We start from the raw sequence: 25,054 nt of genomic DNA, 5'->3' as shown, positions 1-25,054 counted from the left end.
CGTGACCGCCGCCCTGCCGACCTCGCTCGGTCGACTGCGCGCCCTGTTCTCGCAGGCCACGCCGCCGACCGACCTGCCCGCCCCCGGTGACTACGTCGTCACCTTTCTCGGCCCCGCCCCGCTGAGGGTGGCGGCACCGCGCGCGATCGCGCTCGGCGGCATGCCGGGCTGGCAGGGCAAGCGTTTCGCCCCCGGGGGCGGCGCGATGAACCTGGTCGACGACGACGAGGGCCGCCCGCCACGGGAGACCCTGCCGATGCGGGTGACGCTGGAGTCCTCGTGGCTCGACGACGGTCAGGTGATCGTCTGCGCGTACGGCGCCTCGAGCCCGGTGCCGTGGCGCTGGGTGCGGGACGAGTTCCGGCCGCTCGACGACCGGCGCCTGATCGGCCTGACCTTCGCGGGCGGACCCTGGTCGCGGGTCGCGGCGGCGCCGCTGCTGCTCACCCGGGCCTGAGCGCGGGGTGGGCGGCCGGGCGGGTCACCTGCCCGCCCGCGGCGCCTACGCGAGGCGACGCAGTCGCGGTTCGAGGTCGGATGTGAAGAGGTCGAGGAAGCGCTTCTGGTCGTGTCCGGGGGCGTGAAAGACCAAGTGGTTCAGGCCCGCGTCGACGTACTTCTTGACCTGTTCGACGGCGTCGTCGGGATCCGAGGCGACGATCCACCGCTTGGCGACCTGCTCGATCGGCAGCTCGTCCGCGAGCCGCTCCATCTCCCGCGGCGAATCCACCGAATGCTTCTGCTCCGGGGTCAGGGACAGCGGCGCCCAGAACCGGCAGTTCTCCAACGCCGCCTCAGGGTCGGGGTCGTAGGAGATCTTGATCTCGATCATCCGGTCGATCTGCGCCGAGTCCCGCTCATTGATCTGCGCTCCCTCCTCCACGGCCGGGAGCAACTTGTCGGTGTACAGCTCCATCCCCTTGCCGGAGGTGCAGATGAACCCGTCGCCCACCCGGCCGGCGTACTTGGCCACCACCGGACCGCCCGCGGCGACAAAGACGGGCACACCACCCTCGGGCACGTCGTAGAGGAAGGCATCCTTGGTCGAGTAGAAGTCGCCCTCGAAGTTCGTCGTCTCACCCGTCCACAACTCGCGCATGAGACGAACCGACTCACGCAGGCGCGCGAACCGCTCCTTGAACTCCGGCCACTCGCCCCGGTGGCCGGTCGCGATCTCGTTCAGCGCCTCGCCGGTGCCCACGCCCAGGAACACCCGGCCCGGGTAGAGGCACGCCATGGTGGCGAACGCCTGGGCGAGCACGGCCGGGTTGTACCGGAACGTCGGGGTGAGCACCGAGGTCCCCAACTGCAGCCGCTCGGTGCGCTCCCCCACCGCCGTCATCCACGCCAACGAGAACGGCGCGTGGCCGCCGTCGTGGCGCCAGGGCTGGAAATGATCCGACACCGTGGCCGAATCCATGCCCGCCTGCTCCGCCATCACGGCGAACTCCACCAGATCGCGCGGACCGAACTGCTCGGCCGACGCCTTGTAACCGAGCTTCACAGGCGGGGTCTCGGGCATGCGGGGCTCCTTGGGGTCGTAGAGGTGTGGTTGATGTGTGTCGAGGTCATGCGCTGATGTACTTCTCGCCGAACCGGGCGATCGACTCGCACTTGGCGTCCAGCGGGGCGTCGTATCCGTGGCCCTCGATCAGCCACGGGATGACGATGACATCGGTGACCCCCGCCTCCTCGAGTTGGGCGAAACCGCGGCTGCCGTATCGGTCGGTGCAGGCCACCTGAACCTCGAACGGCCGGCCGTCCCCGCGGTCGGCGAGGGAGCGGCCGTCGGCCTCGAGCAGGTCGCCGAGGCGGGTGATGGTGGCGGCGATCTCGTCGTATCCCATCATCGCCGAGGTCCACCCCTGGCCGATCCGGACGGCTCGGCGGAGGGCCGGGGCGGTGTGCCCGCCCACGTAGAACGGCACCTGGGTCACGGGCGGCGGGTCCAGGGTGAGGCGGTCGAAGTCGAAGTGCTCACCGTGGTATTCGAACCACCCGCCGTCACCGGCCAGGCGGATGATCTCGAGCATCTCGTCGACCCTCTTGCCGCGCCCCGGGTACGGGACGCCGCACCACGCGAACTCGTTGGGATCCCAGCCGATCCCCACCCCCAGGTCGACGCGCCCCCCGGTCAGGTGGGAGACCGTGGACAACTGCCGCGCCAGCAGCAGGGGCTGACGGGGGCCGAGTTTGAGGACCTGCGGGCAGAACCTGATGGTCGAGGTGACCACGCCCATTGCTGCGATGGCGGTCAGTGGTTCGACCCACGGGGTGTGCTCGTCCCACATCCGCGACCCGTCGGGCGTGTAGGGGTAGTCGGCGTCCTGCCGGTGGGGCAGGAACAGCGAATCGGGGAGCGTGACGCGGGCGAAGCCCGCGTCCTCGGCCGCGCGGGCCAGGCCGAGGAGTTGGTCGATCGGGCTGAACGCGACCGGAACGGAGAACTGCATGGTGTGACCTCTTCTGTCGGAAATCGTGGATGTGGTGGTCAGCCCCACCGGGACTGACCACCGTCGAGCGGGACGGTCACGCCGGTGAGGTAGGACGCCTCCGCCGTGCACAGCCACGCCACGGGCCGGCCGATGTCCGCCACCGGGTCGCCCACCCGCCCGGCCGGTATGCCGGCGATGAACTGTTCGGCCTCCTCCGGGTTGTGGCGCATCCACCAGTCGAGGCCGGGGCTGTGGGCGTGGGGAGCGACGTTGAGGGCTCGGATCCCGTCAGCGCCCCATTCGCAGGCGGCCGCCCGGGTGAGCGCCCGGATCGCCTCCTTCACCGCCGCATAGACGCCGTAGTCCGCCGCGTCCCACCGGACCGCGGCCGAGGAGACGAGATTGATCACCACCCCGCCACCCCGCGCGACCATGTACGGGCGGGCGAGCTTCATCAGGCTCAGCGAGGCCCGGGGGCCGGCCTCGAATGCCGTGCGGAACGCGGCGTCCGAGCACTCGTCCAGCGGCATCGGTTCGGCGAGGTTCGCGTTGTTCACCAGGATGTCCACCGAGCCCAGCCACGTCACCGCCGTCGCGACGATCGACTCCGCCGCGGTGTCGTCGGTGATGTCGACGGCCAGGGAGTCCGCGGTGCCGCCGGTGGCGCGGATCTCCTCGGCCACCGATTCGAGCTTGCGCAGTGTCCGGCCCACCAGCAGCACCGCTGCCCCGGATTCGGCCAGGGCGAGGGCTATCCCCCGACCCACGCCCTGTCCGGCGCCGGTCACGACAGCCACCTTCCCGGACAGGCGGGCCGCGGCACGGGCGGGGATCATCGTCGTGCTCGAGTTGGTCATCGAGGCCTCTCACGTAGGTGCAGCCGGTCGGGGGCATCGACCCGCCACCGCCACTGTAGTCACTTGTGTACAGAAACTGTAGTCAAGCGTGTACACCGCGGTATCGTCAGCTCCGCCCCCCTCCGCCACCACACCGAAGGACTGCCCGTGAACAGCATCGACAGGGACATCAGCACCACCGATGAGTGGCGAATGCTCGAGGCGCTGGCGGCCTCGACGGGGGAGACCACCCTGCGCAGGTTGTTCGACCGCGATCCCGACCGCGGGACACGACTGGGCGTGACGGCAGGCGATCTCTATATCGACCTGTCCAAGAACCTGGTCACCGATGAGGTCGTCACCGCGCTCCTCGGCCTCGCGCGCGTCGCGGACCTGCCGGGCCGCCGCGCGGCCATGTTCCGCGGCGACCGCATCAACACCACGGAGGACCGTGCCGTCCTCCACACGGCTCTCCGACGAGACGCCGATGACACGCTGACCCAGGATGGTCGCGACGTGATCGTCGACGTCCACGAGACGCTCCGGACGATGACCGCCTTCGCCGAGCGGGTCCGGAGCGGGGAATGGACCGGGTACACCGGCAGGAAGATCACCACGGTGCTCAACATCGGCATCGGCGGATCGGATCTCGGACCCGCGATGGTCGACCGGGCCCTACGCCCCCTGCAGACGGGCGGGATCACCGCCCATTACGTGTCGAACGTCGACCCCCGCGACCTCGACTCCGCCCTGGCCGGGATCGACCCCGAGACCACCCTGGTGATCGTCGCCTCCAAGACGTTCACCACCGAGGAGACCCTCGCGAACGCCCACGCCGCCCGTCGATGGTTTCTCGATCGCCTCGGCGCGGAGGACGCCGTGGCCGCGCATTTCGTCGCGGTCTCGACAGCGTCCGACGAGGTGGCCGCGTTCGGCATCGCCGAGGAGGCGGTGTTCGGCTTCTGGGACTGGGTCGGTGGCCGCTTCTCGGTGGGGTCCGCGATCGGGCTCAGCTGCATGCTCACCCTCGGGCCCGGGGTCTTCACCGAGTTCCTGGAGGGCATGCGCACGATCGACGAGCACTTCGTCACCGCGGCGGACGATCGAAACGCGCCACTGCTCATGGGGTTACTGGGCGTCTGGTACACGAGTTTCCTGGGCGCCCAGTCCAGGGCCGTCATCCCCTATGCGCACGATCTCGCCCGCTTCCCCGCGTACCTCCAGCAGTTGGCCATGGAATCGTTGGGCAAGTCGGTCCGGCTCGACGGCTCCCCGGTGGACTACCCCACCGGGGAGATCTACTGGGGTGAGCCGGGGACGAACGGTCAGCACGCGTTCTTCCAACTCCTGCACCAGGGCACCCACCTCGTCCCCGTCGACTTCGTCGGCATCGCCCGCCCCTCGGACGGAACGATGGCGGCCGACGACCGCGCCGCCATGCACGACCTGCTCGTGAGCAACATGTTCGCCCAGTCCCGGGTGCTGGCTTTCGGCCGGACCGAGACCGAGCTGAGGGCCGACGGCACCGAGGCCGCTCTCGTCCCCCACCGGGTGATGCCCGGCAACCGTCCCTCGACGACGATCCTCGCGCCCACTCTGTCCCCGGGCGTGCTCGGACAGCTCATCGCCCTGTACGAACATGTCGTCTTTGTCCAGGGGGCGATCTGGAACATCAACGCCTTCGACCAGTGGGGGGTCGAACTGGGGAAGAAGCAGGCCCGCGACCTGTACCCGGCACTCGCCTCGGACGAACCCGGCGAGATCGACCCCGGCGGAGTCGACCTGGATTCCTCCACCGCGGCCCTCATCACCCGCTACCGGGCTGCACGCGGCCGTGTCGGGCCGGCCGGCCGCGGCTAGCCCGCGGTCTCGTACTTCGCGGCCAGGCGCGAGAGCGTCTCGGTGATGCCGGACGCGTTCTGGTCGGCTACGCCGATCTTCTCGAAGACCTTGCCGATCTTCGAGGGCCGGGGATCGAAGCACTCGGTGATCTCGGTACGCCCATTCGCGGTCGGGGTGAACTCCCAGCGCCAGCGGTGGCCCGCGGGGTGCGCCCACTCGATGACCTTCTGGTCGGGCGTGTCGATGTACTCGGTGACCGTGCTGGTGATGCGGTACGGGACGCCGTACATGCGCATCGAGGTGGTGAACTTGGCGCCCTCGGACAGGGTCGACGGGCCCTTGACGTTGTCGCGGACCGTTCCCGATCCGTCGACGAGGCCGTGCTTCCGCGGGTCGGTGACGAGCGCGAACAGCTCCTCGGCGGGGGCGTTGACGGTGACACTGCGGGCGACGACGCGGGGGCCGCGGTCGACGGTGGTGATGGCGGTCATGGCAGATCGGTCCTTCCGGAGTTCTCGGGATCGGATCACATCACGAAAGGGCCGCGGCCGGTACCGCGGGCGTCAGTGCGCGGTTCGTCGTGCCACGTCACGCCACAGTTCGGCGGCGCTCCCCACGACCACACCGATGCCCGCGCCCATCACGATCCAGGTGGCCAGGTTCGGGGCGCCGACGATCACGACTCCGAGGACGGTGCCCACCCCGGCCCCGTAGAGGAGCCCCAGCCCGACCAGCGGTCCTGCCGCGTGTGACCTCATGGGTTCACGCTAGAGCCAGCCCGGGACGGGATCAACGGATCAGTGCGGACTCGCCTGACGGACCGGGCCCGTGGCGCCGTGGTCTGGGGCATCATCACCGCTACGACACCCCACGGTCGGCCATCGGGCCGGGCGCCCCTCGAAAGGATTCCCCTTGATCACTCTCACTGTCCTGTACGGCACCCCCGACGACGTGGAGAAGTTCGACGAGTACTACACCGGGACGCACATCCCCCTCGCCCTCAAGGTGCCCGGCCTCGAGGACGCCAAGGTCACGCGCTTCCTGCCCGGCCCGGACGGCTCCGCACCCGAATTCCACCTCATGGCCCAGCTGTTCTTCGCGGACGCCGAGGCGATGGGTGCTGCGATGTCCACCGAGGAGGGCCGGGCCCTGGTGGCGGACGGCGCCAACCTCGGCGTCACCCCGTCCATGCTCGTCGGCAGCACCGAGTAGCCGGCAGCGCCGGGGAACAGCCTCACCGGACGTCCGCCACTCCCCATGACCCGAGCCAGATCGCCTTGACGGACGCCAGCATCCGCGCCGACTCGGCCTCGGCGGGCTTGAGCGACCGGTCCTTGTAGAAGGCCATGACGATCATGTCCGTCAGCCTCTCCACGATCGCCCCGTGGTCATCGGACAACGGGGCGATCAGCCCGGCCTCCGCGTCTCGCCCCATCTGCTCCGAGAGGTGACGATTCAACCCGGTCACCAGTTCGGTCCAGCGGGCCCTCACCTTGTCGTCGTATCCCGTCGCCTGGACACCCGCCACCATCACCTGGTCGTGTTCCACCCACGCGGCGTAGGACTGGCCGAACAACCGATCGAAGTAGTCGGAATGCGATTCCCCGGCCCGGCGGTGGTAGCTCCCGATGGTCTGCACCCAGGCATCCCACGCCCGGCCGACCAACTCACCCAGAACGTCGTCCTTGGACTCGAAGTAGAAGTAGAAATTCGGCCGCTTGATCCCGGCGGCCTCGGTGATGTCCTTGACCGAGATGTCCAGCGCCGGCATATCGCCGAGCAGCTTCTCGAAGCCGTCGAGGATGACCTGCCGCTGGACCTCGCCCTTCGGGAGACGCCTGCGACGGCCGTCGACAGCGTCGGAGGCCGGTGTCGGTGTCGAAGACGGGCCGGAAACCATGATCGCCAATCCTAGGGTCGCGGGGAATGGCGTCCCACAGGCGTGCGGCCCGTCGCTCAGGCCACCGGGGCCGCGGTGCGGGACGACTCGAAGACCAACCCCTCGAAGCGACCCGAGTGCCACCAGTCCTCGATCATGTTCCAGAAGTCGATCTCGGACGAGTTGTACACGTCGCGGAACACCGCCTTGGACACCTCGCCCTGCCCGTTGTAGTACCCCGGGGTGCACGCACCCCAGTAGGCCTCACGCGGTTCGTTGGACCGGCGCACCTCGGCGACCCAGTCGGCCTCGGCCTCGGCCTCGGCCGTCGGCTCGAAGGTGCCGAGATCGTTGTCGAGCAGGTGCTTGACGAGTCGTGCGGCGTGCCGGGCCTTGCGGTCGAGCATGTAGACGAAGTTGACGTAGTAGGCGGTCTGCGACATCCCCAGCTCGACGAAGTTCGGGAACCCGTGGGTGAAGAACCCGTGGTAGGTCCGGGCGCCCTCGGAGAAGTACTCCTGCATCGAGTGACCGTCGCGCCCGATCACGTCGTAGCCGTAGATGCCCGCCGGGCCGGACCCGGTCTCGAAGCCGGTGGCGAAGATGATGCAGTCGACCTCGTAGTGCGTGCCCGCCACCACGATCCCCGTGGAGGTGATCCCGTCGATCCCGGTCGGCGACGCCGCCAGGGTGACATTGGGCCGGTTGAACGTCTGCAGGTACTCGTCGTTGAAGCACGGTCGCTTGCACATGTAACCGAACCACGGCTTGAGACCGTCGGCGGTCGCGGGATCCGTGACGATCGAGTCGACCCGCTGATGGGCGCCCATGAGCAGCTTCATGTCCGCGAGCTCGGCGACCAGCGCCTGGTCCGCCTCCGGGAGCTCACCGACGGGCGTGTCCACCAGGGGCTGGCCCGTCAACTGCGGGAACAGGTGGGTCCAGCCGTCGTCGACCAGGTTCCCGTCCACCTCGTGCCCGGAGATGATCCCGTTGAAGTTGTCGTGCCGCTCGTACTGCCAACCGGGCTGGAGCGACTCGGCCCACCGTGGGTCGGTCTTGCGGTTGTTGCGCGGCTGCACGACGCTCGGCGTGCGCTGCACCACGATCAACTCCTCGGCGTCCTCACCGAGGTAGGGCACCACCTGTACGCCGGTGGCGCCGGTGCCCACCACGGCGACGCGCTTGTCGCGCAGGTTCTCGAGGTTCCCGGCCGCCGATCCGCCGGTGTAGTCGTAGTCCCAGCGGCTGGTGTGGAAAATCTTGCCCTCGAAGTCCGCGATCCCGGGCACCTTCGGCAACTGCGGCTTGGTCAGTGCGCCGTTGGAGCGCATGAGGACGCGGGTGCGGAACCGGTCGCCGCGGTCGGTGGTGACCTCCCAGCGCTGGGACTGCTCGTCCCACTGCGCGTGGGTGGCGCGGGTCTGGAAGTAGGTCTTGTCGTAGAGGTCGTAGTGCCGGCCGATGCGCTGCGCGTGCTCGAAGATCTCGGAGCCGTCGGCGTAGCGCTGGCTGGGGATGTACCCGGTCTCCTCGAGCAGCGGCATGTAGATGTGCGATTCGATGTCGCACTGGACGCCCGGGTAGCGGTTCCAGTACCAGGTGCCGCCGAAGTCGCCGCCGTACTCGACGATCCGGAAGTCCTCGACGCCGTTCTGCGTGAGGTAGGCACCGGCGGTCAGCCCCCCGAACCCGCCACCCAGGACCAGGGTGTCGAGCTCCTCGGTGACCGGCTCGCGGGTGATCGGGTCGGAGAACGGATCGGTGTCGTCCACCTCGAGCACATCCTCCAGGCCCTGGAACTGGGCCAGTTGGTCCCAGCGCAGGCGGGCCTGCTTGTCCGCCTCGAAACGCTGACGGAGGTGGTCGGGGTCGAAATCGATGTCGAGGGGGATCTGCGACTCGGGGAGGGTGAAGGCCATGCTGGTGTCCTTTGGCGAAGGGTGCGTCCGCGGGGAGGGGTTCCGTGGACGGGGTGTCGATCAAACTTGACGCTCCGTCAAGTTGTGACGAGCATTACATACACTGTGTGATGTGCGCAACAGGCCAACGGGGGTTCGGACGGGTCGGTCAGGTCGCGGGCACGTCCCACAGCGACGGGTCATGGCTGATCAAAGTAGGTACGGTGGCCTCACCATGACCCCTCCGCGCTCCCCCTCGCCCGACCCGGCCGGTTCCGCGGCGAGCCCGGTCGATGTGACCGGCTCAGCCGATCAGGCCGCGCGCACCCGGCCGCTGGTGGTCGCCGTGATCGGTGCCGGCGCGATCGGCAGCGCGGTCATCGAGGCACTCGAGCGGGGCGACGTCCCCGGGGCCAGGCTCGGCGATGTCCTCCGCTCCCGCAGCACGGACGAGGAGATCACCGACGCCATCGAGGTGGCCGACGTGGTCGTTGAGGCCGGGAGCATCGAGGCTGCCGAGGAGTTCATCCCGCGCGTGACGGCCAGCGGCAAGGACATCATCGTGTGCTCCTGCGGGGTGTTCGCCCGCCACTCGGACCCGCGCGAGCTCCTCGCGGGCGGGCCCGCCTCCGGTCGCGTACTCGTCCCCGCCGGGGCGGTGGGCGGACTCGACATCCTCTCGGCGGCCGCACTCGCGGGCACCGACGACGCACTCCTGCGGCACTACACCATCAAGAGCCCGGCCGCGCTGGACGTCGACGAGCAGCTCACCGAGCGACGGGAGGTGTTCCGCGGGTCGGCCCGCGAGGCCGCGCTGGCGTTCCCGCTCACCTCCAACGCCTCGGTCGCGCTCGCGCTGGCCACGCTGGGATTGGACCGGACCGAGGTGGTCGTCGTCGCCGACCCGGAGGTCCGTCGCACCCGCCACGTCGTGGAGTGGGTCTCGTCGATGGGTCGCTACGAGCTGCAGTTCGAGAACGCCGTGGACCCCGACTCCGGCGGCCGCACCTCGGCGATCACCGCGTGGTCGGTCGCGGAGGTCCTCGCGTCACTCACGGCGGGCGCGGGGCCGGGCGTGGTGGTGCTCGGCCAGGACCCGGGCCGCGGGTCGCGTCGAGAGGCGAAAGACCGGCCGGTGACAGGCCGACCGGTGGAAGCCCGACCGCCGAGCCCCTAGCGTGTGGGTCCCAGTCAACGAGAGGTGCGACTATGACCAACGCCCGACCGTCAGACCCGGATCCCGCCCAGAGCCCGGACGTGGATGACACCGGTTCCGCCCCCGCCGGGGTGACGCCGGACTCCGACTCGACCTCGTTGCAGTCGGACAGTGCGGCCAGGAAGCAGGCCCCCACGGAGCGGCAGAGCCCGACTCCTCAGCCGGGACGCACGAGTCCCGTCGTGTGGATAGTGGTCATCGCCATCGTCGTCCTCCTCCTGGTGGTCGGCCTCGTCGGCTACGCGTTCGAGGTGTTCTAGAGCCATGCCCGCCGCGTTCGACACCGTGATCGTCGGGGCAGGCAATGCCGGGGTCTCCCTGGCGGCCCGCCTCAGGCGCGATGGCGTGGGCGGCATCGCGCTCATCGACCCCAGCCCGGTGCACCGCTACCGGCCGATGCTGAACTACGCCGCGGCCGGGCAGGCACGCATGTCCCGCTACGAGCGGGCCATGGCGACCGTGGTCCCGGACGGGGTCGAACTCGTGCCGCACGCGGCCACCCGCGTCGATCCCGACGCCCGGACCGTCACCCTCGACAGCGGCGCGTCCGTCAGCTACCGCGACCTGGTGTTGTGCCCCGGTCTCACCCCGCACTGGGAGGAGATTCCGGGACTGCAGGAGGCCTACGTCGACGGCTGGGCGGTGTCCGCCCACGTGCCCGAGTACGCCGGTCGGGCATGTGCCGCCCTCGTGCGTGAACGTGAGGGCACCGTGGTGTTCTCGGTTCCGCCCGAGCCGGCATCCTGCGGCGGGACGGTGCTCAAGGCGATGTTCCTGGCGTGCGACCGGTGGCGGCGGGCCGAGGTGCTCGACCGGATCGACGTGCACCTGGTGACCCCGTTCGGCGGACTGCTCGGACTGGAGAAGATCGACTCCCGATTGCAGCCGTTCATCGAGGACTACGGCATCACGGTGCACGCCGACACACGGGTGACCGCCGTGGACCACGCCGCCCGGACCGTCTCGCTCGGCGGCCCCGCCCCGGTGACCCTCGAGCACGTCAACCTCGCCTACGTCACCCCGGACAGCCGCGCACCGCGATTCGTCGCCGACTCGGGCCTGGCGACGGGCGACGCCGCCACGCTCGTCGAGGTGGACCCCCGCACCCTGCGCCACACGCGCCACGAGACGGTGTGGGGACTGGGGGACGCCGCGACCGTGGACACCCGCCCGTCCGGTGGCGCGTTGCGCGACCAGGTCGCGGTGGTGGCCGACAACCTGCGCGCCGCCCGCGACGGTGAGCCGCTGAAGGAGTACGACGGCTACACGGTCATCCCCGTGGCCGTGAGCAGGGGCCGACTGGTGCTCGACGAGCACGACCGGGACGGCCGGCCGGCCCCGTCGGTGCCGGGGATCGACCTCTCCGCCCCGCGACGGATGACGTACGCGTTCGACCGGTTCGTCCAGCCCGTCGTGTACTTCCGCAAGCTCCTGCGCGGCCGGGTCTGACCCGGCGACCGGTCCGTCGCCGAGGTCAGTGGGTGGCCAGTTCGATCTCGTCCCGTCGCGCCTGCGGGAGTTCACTGCCGCGACCGAGATCCACCTGCACGTGGTGGAGCGTGGCGCCGCGGACCGGGAACGATCCCTCGTACGCGGTGCTCACCGCGCTCCCCCGACTGCGCCCGATGTCGAGGGTCTCGTTCATGCTGAACATCGCGGGGGCCGTCACGGCGATGCGCCCCTGCCCCACCTGCTCACCGTCGACGAGCAGGCGCAGGTCCGCGCCCGCCGCGATCCCTCCGTCGTAGGCGAACTCGAGCTCGACGATGCGCGCACCCGCGGCGAGCGGTTCGCTGCCGGCTGCCCGGCCGTGGTGTCGACCGAAGAAGTTGTACTCGAAGACGGGCACCCCGTCGACGATGTACAGCGTCATGCCACCGAAGCGGCCGCCCAGGCTGAGCAGCACACCCTCGCAGGACCCGGCCGCGGGGGAATCGCCTCCGTGGACCTCCAGCGACGCCGTGAGACGAAACGCACGGTTGAGCAGCTTGGGCGCGGCCTTCTCGTTGAGCCCGTCCATGTGCGGGTACAGGGTGATCGACGAGCGGCCGCCCATGGGGTGGGGTGGGCGGTTGTCGACGCCGGCCTGGCGTCCCACGGTGCTGTCGTCCAGCGGCAGGACGTCGTACCGCGCGGCCTCGGCGATGAACTTCATCGTCAACCGCTCGAGGATCTCGGGGTGCTCTGCGGCGAGGTCACGGGACTGCGACCAGTCCGCGCGGGTGTCGTAGAGCTCCCATGTACTGTCCGCCAGCGGCGTGAGGTCGACGCCGGAGGTGGCCATCAGCCAGGGCGCCCGTTGCGCGGTCACGGCGGTCCACCCGTGGTCGTAGATCCCGCGGTTGCCGAAGATCTCGAAGTACTGGGTGGTGTGCCGGTCCGGGGCGTCGGGCTGGTCGAAGGTGTAGGTCATGCCCACCCCCTCCAACGGCTTCTGCGCCACGCCGTCCACGGTGTGCGGCATCGGCAGGCCCGCGGCCTCGAGGATGGTGGGGGCGATGTCCACGCAGTGGTGCCACTGGTGGCGCAACCTGCCCGGCTCGGCGATCCGGCCCGGCCAGTGCGCGACGAGGGCGTTCCGGGTCCCGCCGTAGTGGGAGGCGACCTGTTTGGCCCACTGGTAGGGGGTGTTCAGCGCCAGCGCCCAGGACGACGGGAAGTGCGGGTACGAGTCGGGGCCGCCGAGATCGTCCCACTTGGCCAGCAGTTCCTCGGTGGTCGAGGGCAGCCCGTTGAGTCCGGCGAGGTAGTTGAACGCGCCCAGCCGGCCGCCCTCCGTGGAGGCGCCGTTGTCCCCGACCATGTACAGGACCAGGGTGTTCTCCAGCGCACCCGTCGAGTCGAGATGGTCGATGAGTCGCCCCACCTGGTCATCGGTGTGCTCGAGGAACCCGGCGTACAGCTCCATGAGTCGGGCGGCGACCTTCTTCTCGTCGTCGTCGAGCTCGTCCCAGTGCGGCAGACCGGGCGCCCATGGTCCGAGCTCGGTGTCCTCGGGGACCACTCCCAGTTCCTTCTGGCGCGCCAGGGTCCGCTCACGCAGGGCGTCCCAGCCGTCGTCGAACTCGCCGACGTACCGGTCGCGATAGGACTCGGGGACGTGCAGCGGCGCGTGGACCGCGCCCAGCGGCAGGTAGCAGAACCACGGCATGTCGGGGGCCACGGCGGAGACGTTCTCGACCCACTGGACGGCGTGGTCCACCAGGTCCTCGGTGAGGTGGTATCCCTCCTCCGGCGTCCGGGGCGGCTCCACCTGTCGACGCCCGTCGTAGAGGACCGGGGTGAAGTGGTCCGCCTCGGCGCCCAGGAACCCGTAGAACGTGTCGAACCCCTCCTCGGTGGGCCAGCGGTCGAACGGCCCGGCGGCCGTGGTCTCCCACGGCGGGGTCTGGTGCATCTTGCCGAACGCGCCGGTGGCGTAGCCGTTGCCGCGCAGCACCCGGGCGATGGTGGCCGCCGAGTCGGGCCGCATGCCCGTGTATCCGGGTGCGCGGGTGCTCATCTCGGCGATCACGCCCATCCCCACGCTGTGGTGGTTGCGCCCGGTGAGGGTCGCGGCGCGGGTCGGCGAGCACAGCGCGGTGGTGTGGAACCGCGTGTACCCCGCCCCGTCGTGGTTGAGGCGCTCGATGGTCGGGGTGCGGCAGGGGCCCCCGAACGCCGAGGACGTGCCGAACCCCACGTCGTCGAGCATCACCAGCAGGACGTTGGGCGCCCCCTGCGGTGGGCGGATCTGCTCGACGCCCGGGAACCCGTCCTGCTGGTCGCGGCGGTCCATCTCAGCGGGCACCCGACCGGCGAGCCGCCGCACGGGCAGGACGTGACGGTCGAGACCGGCCTCGGGGAACGCGTCGTCTGACGGGCTCATGCCGGCACGTCCCCGACGATGGCGACGCGCTCCATGACCCGACGATGGGGGAAGTAGTCACTGCACGCGTAGTGCTGGGTGGCCCGGTTGTCCCAGAACGCCACCGTGCCCGGGGCCCAACGCAGGCGTGCCTGGAAGTCGGGCATCTTGACCTGGTCGAGCAGGCGCCGTAACAACTCCCTGCCCTCGACCGGGTCCATGCCGTCGATACCGGTGGTGAACAGGCTGTTGACGAACAGGAGTCTGCGGCCGGTCTCGGGGTGCGTGCGGACCACCGGATGGTGCTGCGGCGGGTAGCGCTTCTGCATCTCGGCGAGCTTGTCGGGGGACATGCTCCGGCCGAACGACGGCGTGAAGTCGTGTGTGGCCGTCAGCCCGTCGATCCGCTCCTTGATCTCGTCCGGCAGCGCGTCGTAGGCGTTGCCCATGTCCGACCACAGGGTGTCGCCGCCGGCATCGGGGACCTGGATCGCCCGCAGCACCGACCCCATGGGGGGCCGGTCCTGCCAGGTGACGTCCACGTGCCAGATGTTCTCCATGCCCGGGTTGTCCTGTCCGCGGTCGAACCTCACGACCTCGGGGATCTCCCCCTGGTCGAGGAGCGGGTGGACCTCCAGGTCGCCCCAGTGGGCGGCGAAGTCGCGGTGCTGGTGGGCGGTGACGTGCTGTTGGTCCCGGAAGAAGAGCACCTTCCTCTCGAGCAGCGCGGTCTTGAGTTCGGAGATCTGCTCGGGTGACGGGGCGGCGAGGTCGACGCCCTCGACGTCCGCTCCGATGAACGGGGTGACGGGCCGCACGCCGATGTGATGGTAGGTGGCGGGCGGGGCATCGTCGGCCGTCAGCCGCATCCGCTTGGGGCCGAACTCGATGTCGTGATCGCCGATCGTGACCTGCATGGGGGTTCCTTCCGTGGCCGGTGGGCCTGGTCGAGGGGACGACGCGCGAGGCGTAGACATCTGTCTACAGCGTGCTCAACCGTGACTGTAGACGATCGTCTACAGTGGCGTCCATGGATCTCCCCGAATCGGATCGCCCCGTCGGACGAGACGCAGTACGCCGCGCCGTTCTCGGCACCGCCCGCCGGATCTTCGCGGCCCGCGGGCCACGGGCGCCCCTGCGCCTGGTGGCCGAGGCCGCGGGGGTGAACCTCGGTCTCATCCACCGACACATCGGGAACAAGGACGACCTGTTGTCTGCGGTACTCGAGGACGGCCTGCGGCACGGCACCGCCCGGGTGGGAGACCACGACGATGCCGGCCGGGCCGTCCACTCCATGCTCACCGGAGCCGTCGAGAACCCGGATTTCAGCCGCCTGTTGGTGTGGCTGTCCCTGGATCCGGACGCCGTGTCGCGGCCGCTGATCGACGCCTCGGTCCGGCCCGCCGGCGCGGTGTCCCGCATGACCGATCCCCCGCCGGCCGGCGAACTGCATCTCGCGCTCGCCCTCACGGTGATCTATGCCTGGCCGGTTCTGCGCGACCAGATCCTCGACGTCCTGGACGTCGGAGCCGCCGACCGCGAGGACGTCGACACGCGGATGGCGGAACTCCTGTCCGAGGTGGTCACGGGCCGGGGAGCCGGGGAAGGACGATGACGACGACGAGGGCCTGCTGCGCACCGGGCGCCCCGCCCCCTCCCGACGGGCCGAACCTGCGGGGCCCGCGGTCCCCGGGCCGTGGAGCCGACCGTCCCCGCCGGCAGGTCCTGATTCCCGGCGGGACGTCGGTGATGGGCGACCACTTCGACGAGGGGTACCCCGACGACGGGGAGCTACCCCTGCACGAGGTGAGCCTGCGCTCGTTCCGGATGGACGAGTGCGCCGTCACCAACGCCCAGTTCGCCAGGTTCTGCAAGGACACCGGGTACGTGACCGACGCGGAGGACCTCGGCGTCTCGCCGGTGTTCCATCTCGCCGTGGAGGCCGACCCGGCCGACGTCCTCCACCACCTGGATTCCACGCCGTGGTGGGTGGCCGTGCGGGGAGCCGACTGGCGCCACCCCGGCGGGCGCCGGTCCTCGATCACCGCTGTGCAGAACCACCCGGTCGTGCACGTGTCCTGGAACGACGCGACGGCCTACTGCGAATGGGCGGGGGCCCGCCTGCCCACCGAGGCGGAGTGGGAGTACGCGGCACGGGGCGGCCTCGCCGGGGCCCGCTTCCCGTGGGGCGACGAGCTGACCCCGCGTGGTCGGTGGGGTCTCAATGTGTGGCAGGGACGGTTCCCCTCCCACAACACGCTCGACGACGGCCACCTGACGACCGCCCCGGTACGCGCGTTCCGGCCGAACGGATACGGCCTGCACCAGATGGTCGGCAACGTGTGGGAATGGTGCGCCGACGTGTTCGACCCCGGCTACTACGCGGTCTCGCCCCGAGAGGATCCCCGCGGTCCGCGCCCCGACGGGAGCCCGGGCGACGAGACGTGGCGCGTGATGCGGGGAGGTTCCTACCTGTGCCACGAGTCGTACTGCCACCGATACCGGGTGGCGGCCCGATCCGCGAACACCGCCGGTTCAGCTACTGCCAACCTCGGCTTCCGGTGCGTCCGCGACGTGTGACTCCCCTGGTCCGACCCCTGCACGCAGCGCGGCCTCGACCATGTCGTAGAGATGGGCGACGACCTTGTCGAAGTCGGCGTTGACCACGGCGTTCCGGGCGTCCCGACGGTCCTCGTAAACGGCCAGTGCACCGGTGAACATCTGGGTGGCCAGGTCGATACGTTCGAACGCCACCCGCCGCGGCAGGTGGGAGAGCACATCGATGAGGCGCACCACCACGTCGTCGGTCGCGGTGCGCAACTGCGCCTCCGGGATCCCGGGGGCCATGACAGGTCCGACCCGCTGCAGGAACCGTGCGTAATAGGTGGACTCGGGCTGGGACCGGAGCAGCTCGACGATCGGCTCGAACAGCACCCGCACGAGAGTCGCGAGGTCGGTGCCCAGGCCCTGCTCGTCGATCTCCGCCAACCGCTGCCGGCGATCGACGTCGAGGGCGGCCAGCCGGCGCCGCAGCACCTGCAGGATGAGACCGTCGCGGCTGCCGAAGTGGTACTGCACCGCGGAGTTGTTGCGTTGCCCGGCGGCGGTGGCGACGTCGCGCATCGAGACCCGGTCCAGACCGCTCTCGCTGATCAGTTGCTCGGCGATCTCGAGCATCGCCGTCTTGGCGTCCTTCGCCTGGGCGGCTCCCTCGACCGAGGGTTCATTCGTCGGGTCCATCGGGCCCCTTCCTCCGGCTTGATTGAACACGTGCCCGTACCGCCGCCGGACCGGGCCGGTCGGCGTCGATCAGATCTTGGCCGCTCCGGGGCTCCACTTGCGGCCGGCGGCCTCGCCCAGCTGGTTGAAGCTCAACACCGTGAGGAACAGGACGATGGCGGGAATCCCCACCAGTCCGGGGTACCTCTCGAAATCGGACTGACCGGCGCTGATCATGTTGCCCCACGTCGGTTCGGGCCGAGGAATGCTCAGCCCCAGGTAGCTCAGCGAGGCCTCCGCGACGATCAGCACCGCCACGAGCATGAAACTGTAGGACAGCACCGGCGCCACGATGTTGGGGGCCACCTCGCGCAGCATGATGCGGGTCTCGCCCGCACCGAGCGACCGGGCGGCGGTGACGAACTCGCGGCCGGCGAAGCTCATCGCGTTGGCGCGGACGAGCCGTGCGTACGACGGCACCACCATGATCCCCAGCGCCAGGGTGACGTTGAGCAGCGTCGGGTCGAGGACCGTGACGATCGCGATGAGCAGGATGAGCGACGGGAACGCCAGCAGGACGTCGCTGATGATGGAGACGATCCGGTCGGCCCAGCCGCCCTTGTAGCCGGCCACCAGGCCCAGCGCGCCGCCGATGAGGGCGCCGATGACGACACCGCCGATGCCCACCACGATGGAGACCCGGGCGCCGTAGAGCAGGCCGCCGAGGATGTCGAGGCCCTGCCGGTCGGTGCCCAGGGGATGCGCGGTGAGCAGATCCGGCGGCAGCAGGGAGCGGGTCGTCAGCGCGAACTGCGGGTCGCGCGCCTCGGCCAGCGGCAGGAAGTCGACGATCAACGCGCCGAGAACGATGAGGGCGGTCCACCCGAGGGCGAGCAGGGTGCCGACCGCGGAGAGCTTCGGCAGGCGCAGCTTGCGCCGGGCGGGCGCCTCCGCGGCGATGGTCGCGGTCGCGGTCGAGGCGACGGTGGAACGGGTGGGGTCGTTGTCAGCCACGGCGGATCCTCGGGTCGATGAGTGCATAGGTGACGTCGACGGTCATGTTGACCACGACGTAGAAGACGGCGATGACGATCACACCGCCGAGCACCACGGGCAGGTTGTCGTTCTGGACGGCGTCGACGATCATGCTGCCCATCCCGGGCAGGTTGAACAGCCGCTCGACGACCACCGTCCCGCCGATGAGGCGACCGAGGCTGATGCCGGCGAGGGTGATGATCGAGACCGTCGACGGCCGCAGGGCCTCCTTGACCAGGACGTGGCCGGTCGGCATGCCCTTCGCGCGCGAGGACAGGACGAAGTCCTGTTGCAGGGTCGAGATCATGTCGGTCCGCAGGACGCGGGTGAAGATCGCGACCTCCATCAGCGCGAGGGTGAGCGCGGGCAGCATGATGCTGCGCAGGTTCTCCCCCAGCCCCTCGGCCAGCGGCGCGTAGCCCTGGCGGGGGAACTCGGGCAGGAACAGCGCGATCAGGGCGATCACCCCGCCCACCGCGAGACCGGCGATGAGGGACCGGCCCCAGGTGACGCCGGGTGCCCCGCGCCCGCCCCGACGGCCCAGCGGCGACAGCGCCACCACCAGCCCGATCACGACGGCCGCGCCGAGGATGAGCTGCTGCGCGAAGGAGTGGTTGAACACCAGCAGGTAGATCAGCAGCAGGCCGGCCACGAAGCTGGGCACCGAGATGAACGCGAACGCGACGACCGAGGCGACCTGGTCGAACACCCCACCACGGCGGTAGGCCGACCACACCGCCACCGGGACCGCGATCGCCAGCGACAGGATGATCGACAGGAACGCCAGCTGGATGGTGACCGGCAGCGCGTTGCCGATCATCTCGGTGACCGGCTGGTTGGGCGGGATGAGCGAGTTGCCCAGGTCAGCGGAGGCCATGCTGCCGACCCATTCCGCGAACCGGGTGGTGACCGGGTCGTCGAGACCCAGCTCCTCCCGGGCTGCCTGGTATTGCTCCGCGGTCGCGCCCGGCCCCACGGCGGATGCCGCGGAGTCGCCGGGAACGGCCTCCATCAGGAAGAACGCGCCGATGGTCGCGAGTACGACGACGACGACCGCGTGCAGAGCGCGTTCGCCAATGAACCTGAGCACGTGGGGAGACCCCTTCGTTTGAGTCACCGCCTGAGGCGGCTTCTTAATCACCTTGACGTGGACACCCTATGCCGTGATACTCATCACAGCAACACGTTCTAAGCAGTTGTCTTAGATCCCCGTCCGAGACACCAACCCCAGGAGGCAGCCATCGCCGCCGCAGCACCCAGCGGACACGGGCCTTCGGACCCCGACCTGCTGCTCGAGGTCCGCGACCTGCGCACCCACATCGACACCCCCGACGGTCGCATCACGCCCGTCGACGGGGTGAACATCTCCCTGCGCCGAGGCGAGACGATCGGCATCGTGGGCGAGTCCGGCTCGGGCAAGTCGATGCTCGTGCGGTCGATCATGGGCATCGCGCCGACCACCGCCCGCGTCGATCAGGGCTCCACGGTCCGCTTCGACGGCCGGGACGTCCTGTCCCTGTCCCAGCGCGAGGCGCAGAAGTTCTGGGGCCGCGAGATCGCCATGGTGTTCCAGGACCCGCTGACCTCGCTCAACCCGATCCGGACCATCGGCCGCCAGATCACCGACCCGCTGCGCCACCACCTGGGACTGAGCCGCCGCGAGGCCACCGACCACGCGGTCGAGCTGCTGACCCGGGTGCGCATCCCCTCACCGCGCGCCCGGCTCTCCGAATACCCGCACCAGCTCTCCGGCGGCATGCGCCAGCGGGTCGGCATCGCGATCGCCCTGTCCTGCTCGCCCAAGCTCCTCATCGCCGACGAGCCCACGACCGCGCTCGACGTGACGGTGCAGCACGAGATCCTCGACCTGCTGCACGGGCTGCAGGCCGATTCGGACATGGCGATGATCCTCGTCAGCCACGACCTCGCGGTGGTCTCGCAGCACACCGACAGGATCGGGGTCATGTACGCCGGACGGTTCCTCGAGGTGGGCGACACCCGGGCCCTGCTCGACGAGCCCGCACACCCGTACACCGGGGCGCTGCTGGACTCGATCCCGCGTCCCGACCTGCCGCCGCACACCCGGCTCACCGTGATCGAGGGACGCCCGCCGAACCTGCGGGAGATGCCCGCCGGCTGCCGGTTCGCACCCCGCTGCCCGCGTGTGGCCGACGACTGCCTCGCCGTGGACCCGCCGCTCGAGGACCTGGCGACGGCACCCGACGTGACACCGCGGTTCGGTGTCCCCATCGCTGAAATCCATCGCGCCGCGTGCCATCACCCGCTCGTCCCCGCCACTTCCAGCACCACCAGCGAGGCATCATGACCGTCCCCTCCCCCCACCTCACCGGTTCGGCCGAGCCGGAGAACGCGCGCCCTCCGGCCGATGCCGACGTCGTCGTCGACGAGCACGGGGCCGACAAACTCGTCGTCGACCACGTGACCGTCGAGTACCACACCCGCAAGGGCACGGTCCACGCCGTCTCGGACGTCTCCCTCACGGTCCCCCGCGGCTCCACACTGGCCCTGGTCGGCGAGTCCGGCTGTGGAAAGTCCAGCCTCGGCCGGGCGATGCTGCAGCTGCCCCGCCCTAACTCCGGGCGCGTGATGGTCGACGACACCGACCTGTGCTCGCTGTCCGGGGCGGCCCTGACCCGGGCCCGCAAGATGATCCAGATGGTCTTCCAGGACCCCGTGTCCTCCCTCAACCCGCGCCGCAGGGTCCGCGACATCGTGGCCGAGGGCCTCGAGATCCAGGGCGTCGACGGTGGACGCGAGGAGATCCGGCGCCGCGTCGACTCCGCCCTCGAGGCCGTCGGACTCGACCCCGAGCACGCCGGCGGCCGCCGCCCGTCGGAGTTCTCCGGCGGGCAGTGCCAGCGCATCGCCCTGGCCCGCGCACTCGTCCTGGAGCCCGAGGTGCTGGTGTGCGACGAGCCGGTCTCGGCCCTCGACGTCTCCGTGCAGGCACAGATCCTCAACCTCCTCGAGGAGATGAAGGAGCGCTACCGCCTGACGATGATCTTCATCTCCCACGACCTGTCGGTGGTTCACAACATCGCCGACCGCGTGGCGGTGATGTACCTCGGCACCGTCTGCGAGGTCGCCGACACCGAGTCGCTGTACCGGGCCCCGGCCCACCCGTACACGATGCTCCTCATCTCGTCCGCGCCCACGCTCGGCGGCACGCTCGCCGACACGCTCGGCGAGGACTCCATCACCGCGACCAGCTCCGAGCTGCCCTCGCCCCTGAACCCCCCATCCGGATGCAGATTCCGAACCCGGTGCCCACTGGCCACCGACATCTGCGCCACCGAACGCCCCCCGTTGGTCGACATCGCACCCGGCCACCAGGTCGCGTGCCACCACCCACTCCAGGAGAATCGATGAAGCGCACCACCAGCGCCATGGCCGTCCTCGCGGCCGCCGCCCTGACCCTGTCCGCCTGCGGCGGCGGGGAAGAGTCCACCTCCGCCTCCGGCGGCGCCGAGGGCCAGGCCCCCGACCAGTCCGAGCGGTGCACCGAGGACCGGGCCGGCGGCGAGATCACCGTGGGCGAGTTCTCCATGCTCCCGTCCTTCGCGCCCGGCCAGGGCCAGTACGGTGTCCGCGGCGGCGCGCAGTCGGCGGCCGTCTACGACCGGCTCATGGTGTGGAACCCCGAGGCCGAGGAGTTCGAGCCCAAGCTCGCCGAGTCCCTCGAGGCCAACGACGACAACACCGTGTGGACCCTCACCCTGCGTGATGGCGTCACCTTCTCCAACGGCGACCCGCTCACCGCGGAGGACGTCGCGTTCACCGTCGGCCTGCACAAGGACCCCGCCACCCGCTCGGTCGCCATGACCGACGCGATGGAGATCTCCGAGACCCGCGTGGTCGACCCCCTCACCGTCGAGTTCACGCTCGCCCGGCCGTGGGCCGGTTTCCCCGTCGCGCTCGCCGGCACCATCGGCGAGGTCATCCCGCAGGACGCCTACGAGGCCGCCGACCCGCAGGAATGGGCCCGCAACCCGATCGGCGCCGGCGCCTTCACGGTCGGCAACTACATCCCCGACCAGGAGACCGTCCTGGAGCCCAACCCGGACTACTACGGCGGCCCCGTCTGCCCGACCCTGAAGTTCATCCGCATCCCCGGCTCCCAGGGCACCTACGACGCGTTCCAGACCGGTGAGCTCCAGGTGGGATTCCTGCGCGGCGCCAAGTTCGTCAACATGGCCACGGCCGACGAGGTCCGCGGCTTCGAGGAGTTCATCAGCTCCGGCTCGGTCATCAACATGAACTCCGGCAAGGCCGGCTACGACGGCATCCTCACCGATGTCCGCGCCCGCCAGGCCGTCGCCGCCGCCATGGACCGCGACCTGTGGAACCAGCGACTGTACGACGGCGAGGGTCAGCCGACCTCCGCCCTGGTCGCCGAGTCCTCCCGCCTGTTCGACGGCCAGGAGGGCCCGACGTACGACGTCGAGCGTGCGAAGTCGCTCGTGGAGGAGCTCAAGGCCGACCGCCCCGACTGGGACGGCTCCCTGCGGATGCTCATCTCCGACGGCCCCGAGAACATCGAGGCCGGCGTGGTCGCCAAGGCGCTGCTGGACGCGGCCGGGTTCAACGTCCAGATCGAGAACGCCCCGGTCTCCCAGGTCACCGCGCGTCAGTTCACCGGCGACTACGAGATCGTGATCGGCGGCCTGGCCACCTCGGACGCCGACCCGGCGTCCACGTTCGCCAGCGCGTTCACCCCGACCGGCGCGACCAACCTCACGGGCATCGACGACCCCGAGCTCACCGCCGCGGTCAACGAGCTCAAGGCCGCCGCGGACCTCGACGCCCAGAAGGAGGCGATGACCCGACTGCAGGAGGTCTTCAACGAGGTGCAGCCGTTCACCGTGATGGCCAACGCCGAGCAGTACGTGGCCGTCTCCGACACGGTCGGCGGACTCACCCCGACCCTGTCCTCGACCGTCCTGTACGACGGGGCGTTCGTGAAGGAGTGATCACTCCCCCGCGGTCCTGACGGGCCGCCCCCGTACCACACAGACGTGCCCCGGGCTCCCGCCCACCGGTGAGAGCCCGGGGCATCTCTGTGCCGGAAACACCTATGAGCGGTGAGCCGACCGGCCCGCCGCCCCTCACGATCAGGAGAACAGATGACCCGCGCCACCAGCGCCCTGGCCGTCCTCGCCGCGACCACCCTCGCGCTCACCGCATGCGGAGGAGGCGGAGCCGATCCCACCGCCTCGGCCTCCGGCGCCACCGCCCCGGACCAGTCCGAGCGCTGCACCGCCGACCGCGTCGGCGGCACCATCACCATGGGCGAGTACGCGATGCTCCCCTCGTTCGCGCCCGGCCAGGGCCAGTTCGGTGTCCGCGGGGCCACCGAGTCCGCGGCCGTCTACGACCGCCTCATGCGGTGGAACCCCGAGGCCGCCGAGTTCGAGCCCAAGCTGGCCGAGTCGCTCGAGGCGAATGACGACAACACCGTGTGGACGCTCACGCTCCGCGACGGCGTCACCTTCTCCAACGGCGATCCGCTCACCGCCGAGGACGTCGCGTTCACGATCGACCTCCACAAGGACCCGAAGACCGTCTCCAACGCGATGACCGACGCGATGCAGGTGGAGCAGGCCCGCGTGGTGGACCCGCTGACCGTCGAGTTCACGCTCACCGAGCCGTGGGCCGGCTTCCCGATCCTCCTGGCCGGGACCGCGGGCGAGGTGATCCCCAAGGACGCCTACGAGGCCGCGGACCCCGCCCAGTGGGCCCGCAACCCGATCGGTGCCGGCGCGTTCACGGTCTCCGAGTACATCCCGGACCAGGAGCTGGTGCTGGAGCCCAACCCGGACTACTACGGCGGTCCCGTCTGCCCCACCCTCGAGTTCATCCGCATCCCCGGCTCCCAGGGCACCTACGAGGCGTTCCAGACCGGCGAGGTCCAGGTCGGGTTCCTGCGTGGCGCCAAGACCGTCACCGCCGCCCAGGACGCCGGCGACCGGGGCTTCGAGACCATCACCAGCGCCGGCTCCATCGTCAACCTCAACGCCGGTAACGCGGGATACGACGGCGTCCTCACCGACGAGCGGGCCCGTCAGGCGTTCGCCATGGCGCTCGACCGGGAGCTCATCGATCAGCGCCTCACCGGCGGTCTCGGCCAGCCCACGTCCGCCATCATCGCGGAGTCCTCACGCTTCTACGACGGGCAGCAGGGCCCCGAGTTCGACGTCGAGCAGGCCACCGCTCTCATCGACGAGGTCAAGGCCGACCGTCCGGACTGGAACGGCGAGCTCACCCTGCTCGTGGCGGACAGCCCGGAGAACATGGAGTCCGGCGTGGCGGTGAAGGCGCTGCTCGACGCGGCGGGCTTCAACGTCACCATCCAGAGCCAGCCGGTCGCGCAGGTCGTGGCCCGCCAGTTCACCGGCGACTACGAGGCCGTCATCGGCGGGCTGTCCCCCTCGGACGCCGACCCGGCCTCCACCTTCGCCAGCGCCATGACCCCCGGTGGCTCACTCAACATCCCGGGCGTCGACGACCCCGAGCTCACGAAGGCCGTGACCGCGTTCAAGGCCGCCGGCGACCTCGAGGCGCAGAAGGCCGCGGCGACCGACCTGCAGGAGGTCTACAACCGGGTCGTGCCGTTCGCGGTGATGGCCAATGCGCAGGAGTACGTGGTGGTCGACGACTCCGTCAAGGGCGTCTCGCCGAGCCTGTACTCCACGATGTTCTTCGACTGGGCGTTCGTCCAGGAGTGATCGCGCGGCCCGCCCGCCTCTCGAACGCCGACGGCCCCGGATCCCGGAGACATCTCCACGGGATCCGGGGCCGTTGGCTGTCCGGGGTGGGGCGAGGC

The 25,054-nt window shown here is 70.2% G+C and carries 24 protein-coding genes; 12 read left to right on the top strand and 12 right to left on the bottom strand.

Annotated features, from left to right (window positions below):
- The coding region (locus J1M64_RS15740) for a hypothetical protein (RefSeq protein ID WP_206474804.1) at positions 1 to 457 on the top strand (457 nt) is incomplete at its 5' end.
- A 45-nt stretch (positions 458 to 502) separates the two neighbouring features.
- Here J1M64_RS15740 and fgd read toward each other — a convergent pair.
- From fgd to J1M64_RS15725, 3 genes are read right to left on the bottom strand one after another with little or no spacing between them, the layout of a single operon-like run.
- Entirely contained in the window at positions 503 to 1,522 is a 1,020-nt protein-coding gene (gene fgd, locus J1M64_RS15735; RefSeq protein WP_206474803.1) for a glucose-6-phosphate dehydrogenase (coenzyme-F420), read from the bottom strand.
- A 46-nt stretch (positions 1,523 to 1,568) separates the two neighbouring features.
- Positions 1,569 to 2,453 (bottom strand): TIGR03619 family F420-dependent LLM class oxidoreductase, encoded by an 885-nt coding sequence (locus tag J1M64_RS15730; protein WP_206474801.1) that lies wholly within the window; start codon positions 2,451 to 2,453, stop codon positions 1,569 to 1,571.
- 38 nt (positions 2,454 to 2,491) lie between these two features.
- On the bottom strand, positions 2,492 to 3,292 hold the full coding sequence (locus J1M64_RS15725; RefSeq protein ID WP_241261650.1) for an SDR family NAD(P)-dependent oxidoreductase: 801 nt from the start codon (positions 3,290 to 3,292) through the stop codon (positions 2,492 to 2,494).
- Between the two features lie 156 nt (positions 3,293 to 3,448).
- On the opposite strand from J1M64_RS15725, the gene pgi reads away from it, so the two are divergent.
- Complete coding sequence (gene pgi / locus J1M64_RS15720) at positions 3,449 to 5,131, top strand: glucose-6-phosphate isomerase (protein WP_206475009.1); 1,683 nt, start codon at positions 3,449 to 3,451, stop codon at positions 5,129 to 5,131.
- Here the strand turns inward: pgi and J1M64_RS15715 are convergent.
- Both J1M64_RS15715 and J1M64_RS15710 read right to left on the bottom strand, forming a co-directional pair.
- A complete protein-coding gene (locus J1M64_RS15715) occupies positions 5,128 to 5,604 on the bottom strand; it encodes an SRPBCC family protein (RefSeq protein WP_206474799.1) in 477 nt (158 codons plus the stop codon). The genes pgi and J1M64_RS15715 overlap by 4 nt on opposite strands.
- 72 nt (positions 5,605 to 5,676) lie before the next feature.
- Positions 5,677 to 5,871 carry a hypothetical protein gene (locus tag J1M64_RS15710; protein WP_206474797.1) on the bottom strand — a complete coding sequence of 65 codons (195 nt, stop codon included), beginning with the start codon at positions 5,869 to 5,871 and terminating at the stop codon, positions 5,677 to 5,679.
- Positions 5,872 to 6,025: 154 nt separating this feature from the next.
- On the opposite strand from J1M64_RS15710, the gene J1M64_RS15705 reads away from it, so the two are divergent.
- Complete coding sequence (locus tag J1M64_RS15705) at positions 6,026 to 6,325, top strand: EthD family reductase (RefSeq protein ID WP_206474795.1); 300 nt, start codon at positions 6,026 to 6,028, stop codon at positions 6,323 to 6,325.
- A gap of 22 nt (positions 6,326 to 6,347) precedes the next feature.
- Here J1M64_RS15705 and J1M64_RS15700 read toward each other — a convergent pair whose 3' ends face one another.
- Together J1M64_RS15700 and J1M64_RS15695 are read right to left on the bottom strand one after the other, a co-directional pair.
- The gene (locus J1M64_RS15700) at positions 6,348 to 7,013 is read right to left on the bottom strand and encodes a TetR/AcrR family transcriptional regulator (protein ID WP_206474793.1); all 666 of its coding nucleotides are present in this window, start codon (positions 7,011 to 7,013) and stop codon (positions 6,348 to 6,350) included.
- A gap of 56 nt (positions 7,014 to 7,069) precedes the next feature.
- Entirely contained in the window at positions 7,070 to 8,914 is a 1,845-nt protein-coding gene (locus J1M64_RS15695) for an NAD(P)/FAD-dependent oxidoreductase (protein ID WP_206474791.1), read from the bottom strand.
- A 214-nt stretch (positions 8,915 to 9,128) separates the two neighbouring features.
- Between J1M64_RS15695 and J1M64_RS15690 the strand changes: the two genes are divergently transcribed.
- Genes J1M64_RS15690 through J1M64_RS15680 form a run of 3 tightly spaced genes read left to right on the top strand, consistent with a single transcriptional unit; the run spans position 9,129 to position 11,558 of the window.
- Positions 9,129 to 10,070, top strand: coding sequence for an aspartate dehydrogenase domain-containing protein (locus tag J1M64_RS15690; RefSeq protein WP_206474790.1), 942 nt, complete (start codon positions 9,129 to 9,131; stop codon positions 10,068 to 10,070).
- Positions 10,071 to 10,102: 32 nt separating this feature from the next.
- The gene (locus J1M64_RS15685; RefSeq protein WP_067716453.1) at positions 10,103 to 10,369 is read left to right on the top strand and encodes a hypothetical protein; all 267 of its coding nucleotides are present in this window, start codon (positions 10,103 to 10,105) and stop codon (positions 10,367 to 10,369) included.
- A 4-nt stretch (positions 10,370 to 10,373) separates the two neighbouring features.
- Positions 10,374 to 11,558: an NAD(P)/FAD-dependent oxidoreductase gene (locus J1M64_RS15680; RefSeq protein ID WP_206474789.1), complete on the top strand. Its 1,185-nt coding sequence runs from the start codon at positions 10,374 to 10,376 to the stop codon at positions 11,556 to 11,558.
- A gap of 25 nt (positions 11,559 to 11,583) precedes the next feature.
- On the opposite strand, the gene J1M64_RS15675 is transcribed toward J1M64_RS15680, so the two are convergent.
- Both J1M64_RS15675 and J1M64_RS15670 read right to left on the bottom strand, forming a co-directional pair.
- Positions 11,584 to 13,977 carry a sulfatase-like hydrolase/transferase gene (locus tag J1M64_RS15675; protein ID WP_374220859.1) on the bottom strand — a complete coding sequence of 798 codons (2,394 nt, stop codon included), beginning with the start codon at positions 13,975 to 13,977 and terminating at the stop codon, positions 11,584 to 11,586.
- Positions 13,974 to 14,873: a TauD/TfdA family dioxygenase gene (locus tag J1M64_RS15670; protein WP_119192572.1), complete on the bottom strand. Its 900-nt coding sequence runs from the start codon at positions 14,871 to 14,873 to the stop codon at positions 13,974 to 13,976. Before J1M64_RS15670 ends, J1M64_RS15675 begins: the two co-directional genes overlap by 4 nt.
- A gap of 113 nt (positions 14,874 to 14,986) precedes the next feature.
- On the opposite strand from J1M64_RS15670, the gene J1M64_RS15665 reads away from it, so the two are divergent.
- Both J1M64_RS15665 and J1M64_RS15660 read left to right on the top strand, forming a co-directional pair.
- Positions 14,987 to 15,571 carry a TetR/AcrR family transcriptional regulator gene (locus J1M64_RS15665; RefSeq protein ID WP_119192604.1) on the top strand — a complete coding sequence of 195 codons (585 nt, stop codon included), beginning with the start codon at positions 14,987 to 14,989 and terminating at the stop codon, positions 15,569 to 15,571.
- 134 nt (positions 15,572 to 15,705) lie between these two features.
- A complete protein-coding gene (locus tag J1M64_RS15660; protein ID WP_067716444.1) occupies positions 15,706 to 16,536 on the top strand; it encodes a formylglycine-generating enzyme family protein in 831 nt (276 codons plus the stop codon).
- Here the strand turns inward: J1M64_RS15660 and J1M64_RS15655 are convergent.
- From J1M64_RS15655 to J1M64_RS20445, 3 genes are all read right to left on the bottom strand, one after another.
- Positions 16,492 to 17,196, bottom strand: coding sequence for a TetR/AcrR family transcriptional regulator (locus tag J1M64_RS15655; RefSeq protein ID WP_163375515.1), 705 nt, complete (start codon positions 17,194 to 17,196; stop codon positions 16,492 to 16,494). The two genes, J1M64_RS15660 and J1M64_RS15655, sit on opposite strands and share 45 nt — an antisense overlap.
- A 69-nt stretch (positions 17,197 to 17,265) precedes the next feature.
- Positions 17,266 to 18,189 carry an ABC transporter permease gene (locus tag J1M64_RS15650; protein ID WP_067716439.1) on the bottom strand — a complete coding sequence of 308 codons (924 nt, stop codon included), beginning with the start codon at positions 18,187 to 18,189 and terminating at the stop codon, positions 17,266 to 17,268.
- Entirely contained in the window at positions 18,182 to 19,300 is a 1,119-nt protein-coding gene (locus tag J1M64_RS20445; protein WP_119192569.1) for an ABC transporter permease, read from the bottom strand. The genes J1M64_RS15650 and J1M64_RS20445 overlap by 8 nt, the downstream gene beginning before the upstream one ends.
- 267 nt (positions 19,301 to 19,567) lie before the next feature.
- Here J1M64_RS20445 and J1M64_RS15640 point away from each other — a divergent pair, with 267 nt between their 5' ends.
- The 4 genes from J1M64_RS15640 (at position 19,568) to J1M64_RS15625 (ending at position 24,956) form a co-directional block, all read left to right on the top strand.
- Entirely contained in the window at positions 19,568 to 20,536 is a 969-nt protein-coding gene (locus tag J1M64_RS15640) for an ABC transporter ATP-binding protein (RefSeq protein WP_307872461.1), read from the top strand.
- Positions 20,533 to 21,600, top strand: coding sequence for an ABC transporter ATP-binding protein (locus J1M64_RS15635; protein ID WP_119192567.1), 1,068 nt, complete (start codon positions 20,533 to 20,535; stop codon positions 21,598 to 21,600). Before J1M64_RS15640 ends, J1M64_RS15635 begins: the two co-directional genes overlap by 4 nt.
- Positions 21,597 to 23,201, top strand: coding sequence for an ABC transporter substrate-binding protein (locus tag J1M64_RS15630; RefSeq protein WP_206474788.1), 1,605 nt, complete (start codon positions 21,597 to 21,599; stop codon positions 23,199 to 23,201). Before J1M64_RS15635 ends, J1M64_RS15630 begins: the two co-directional genes overlap by 4 nt.
- A 153-nt stretch (positions 23,202 to 23,354) precedes the next feature.
- Positions 23,355 to 24,956 (top strand): ABC transporter substrate-binding protein, encoded by a 1,602-nt coding sequence (locus J1M64_RS15625; protein ID WP_206474786.1) that lies wholly within the window; start codon positions 23,355 to 23,357, stop codon positions 24,954 to 24,956.
- Positions 24,957 to 25,054: the final 98 nt, after the last annotated feature.

Origin of the sequence: Dietzia sp. KRD202 (assembly GCF_017168155.1) — a bacterium.
Classification (GTDB): Bacteria; Actinomycetota; Actinomycetes; order Mycobacteriales; family Mycobacteriaceae; genus Dietzia; species Dietzia kunjamensis.
The sequence above is the reverse complement of the archived record's forward strand: the minus strand, read 5'-3'. Positions and strand labels throughout refer to the sequence as shown.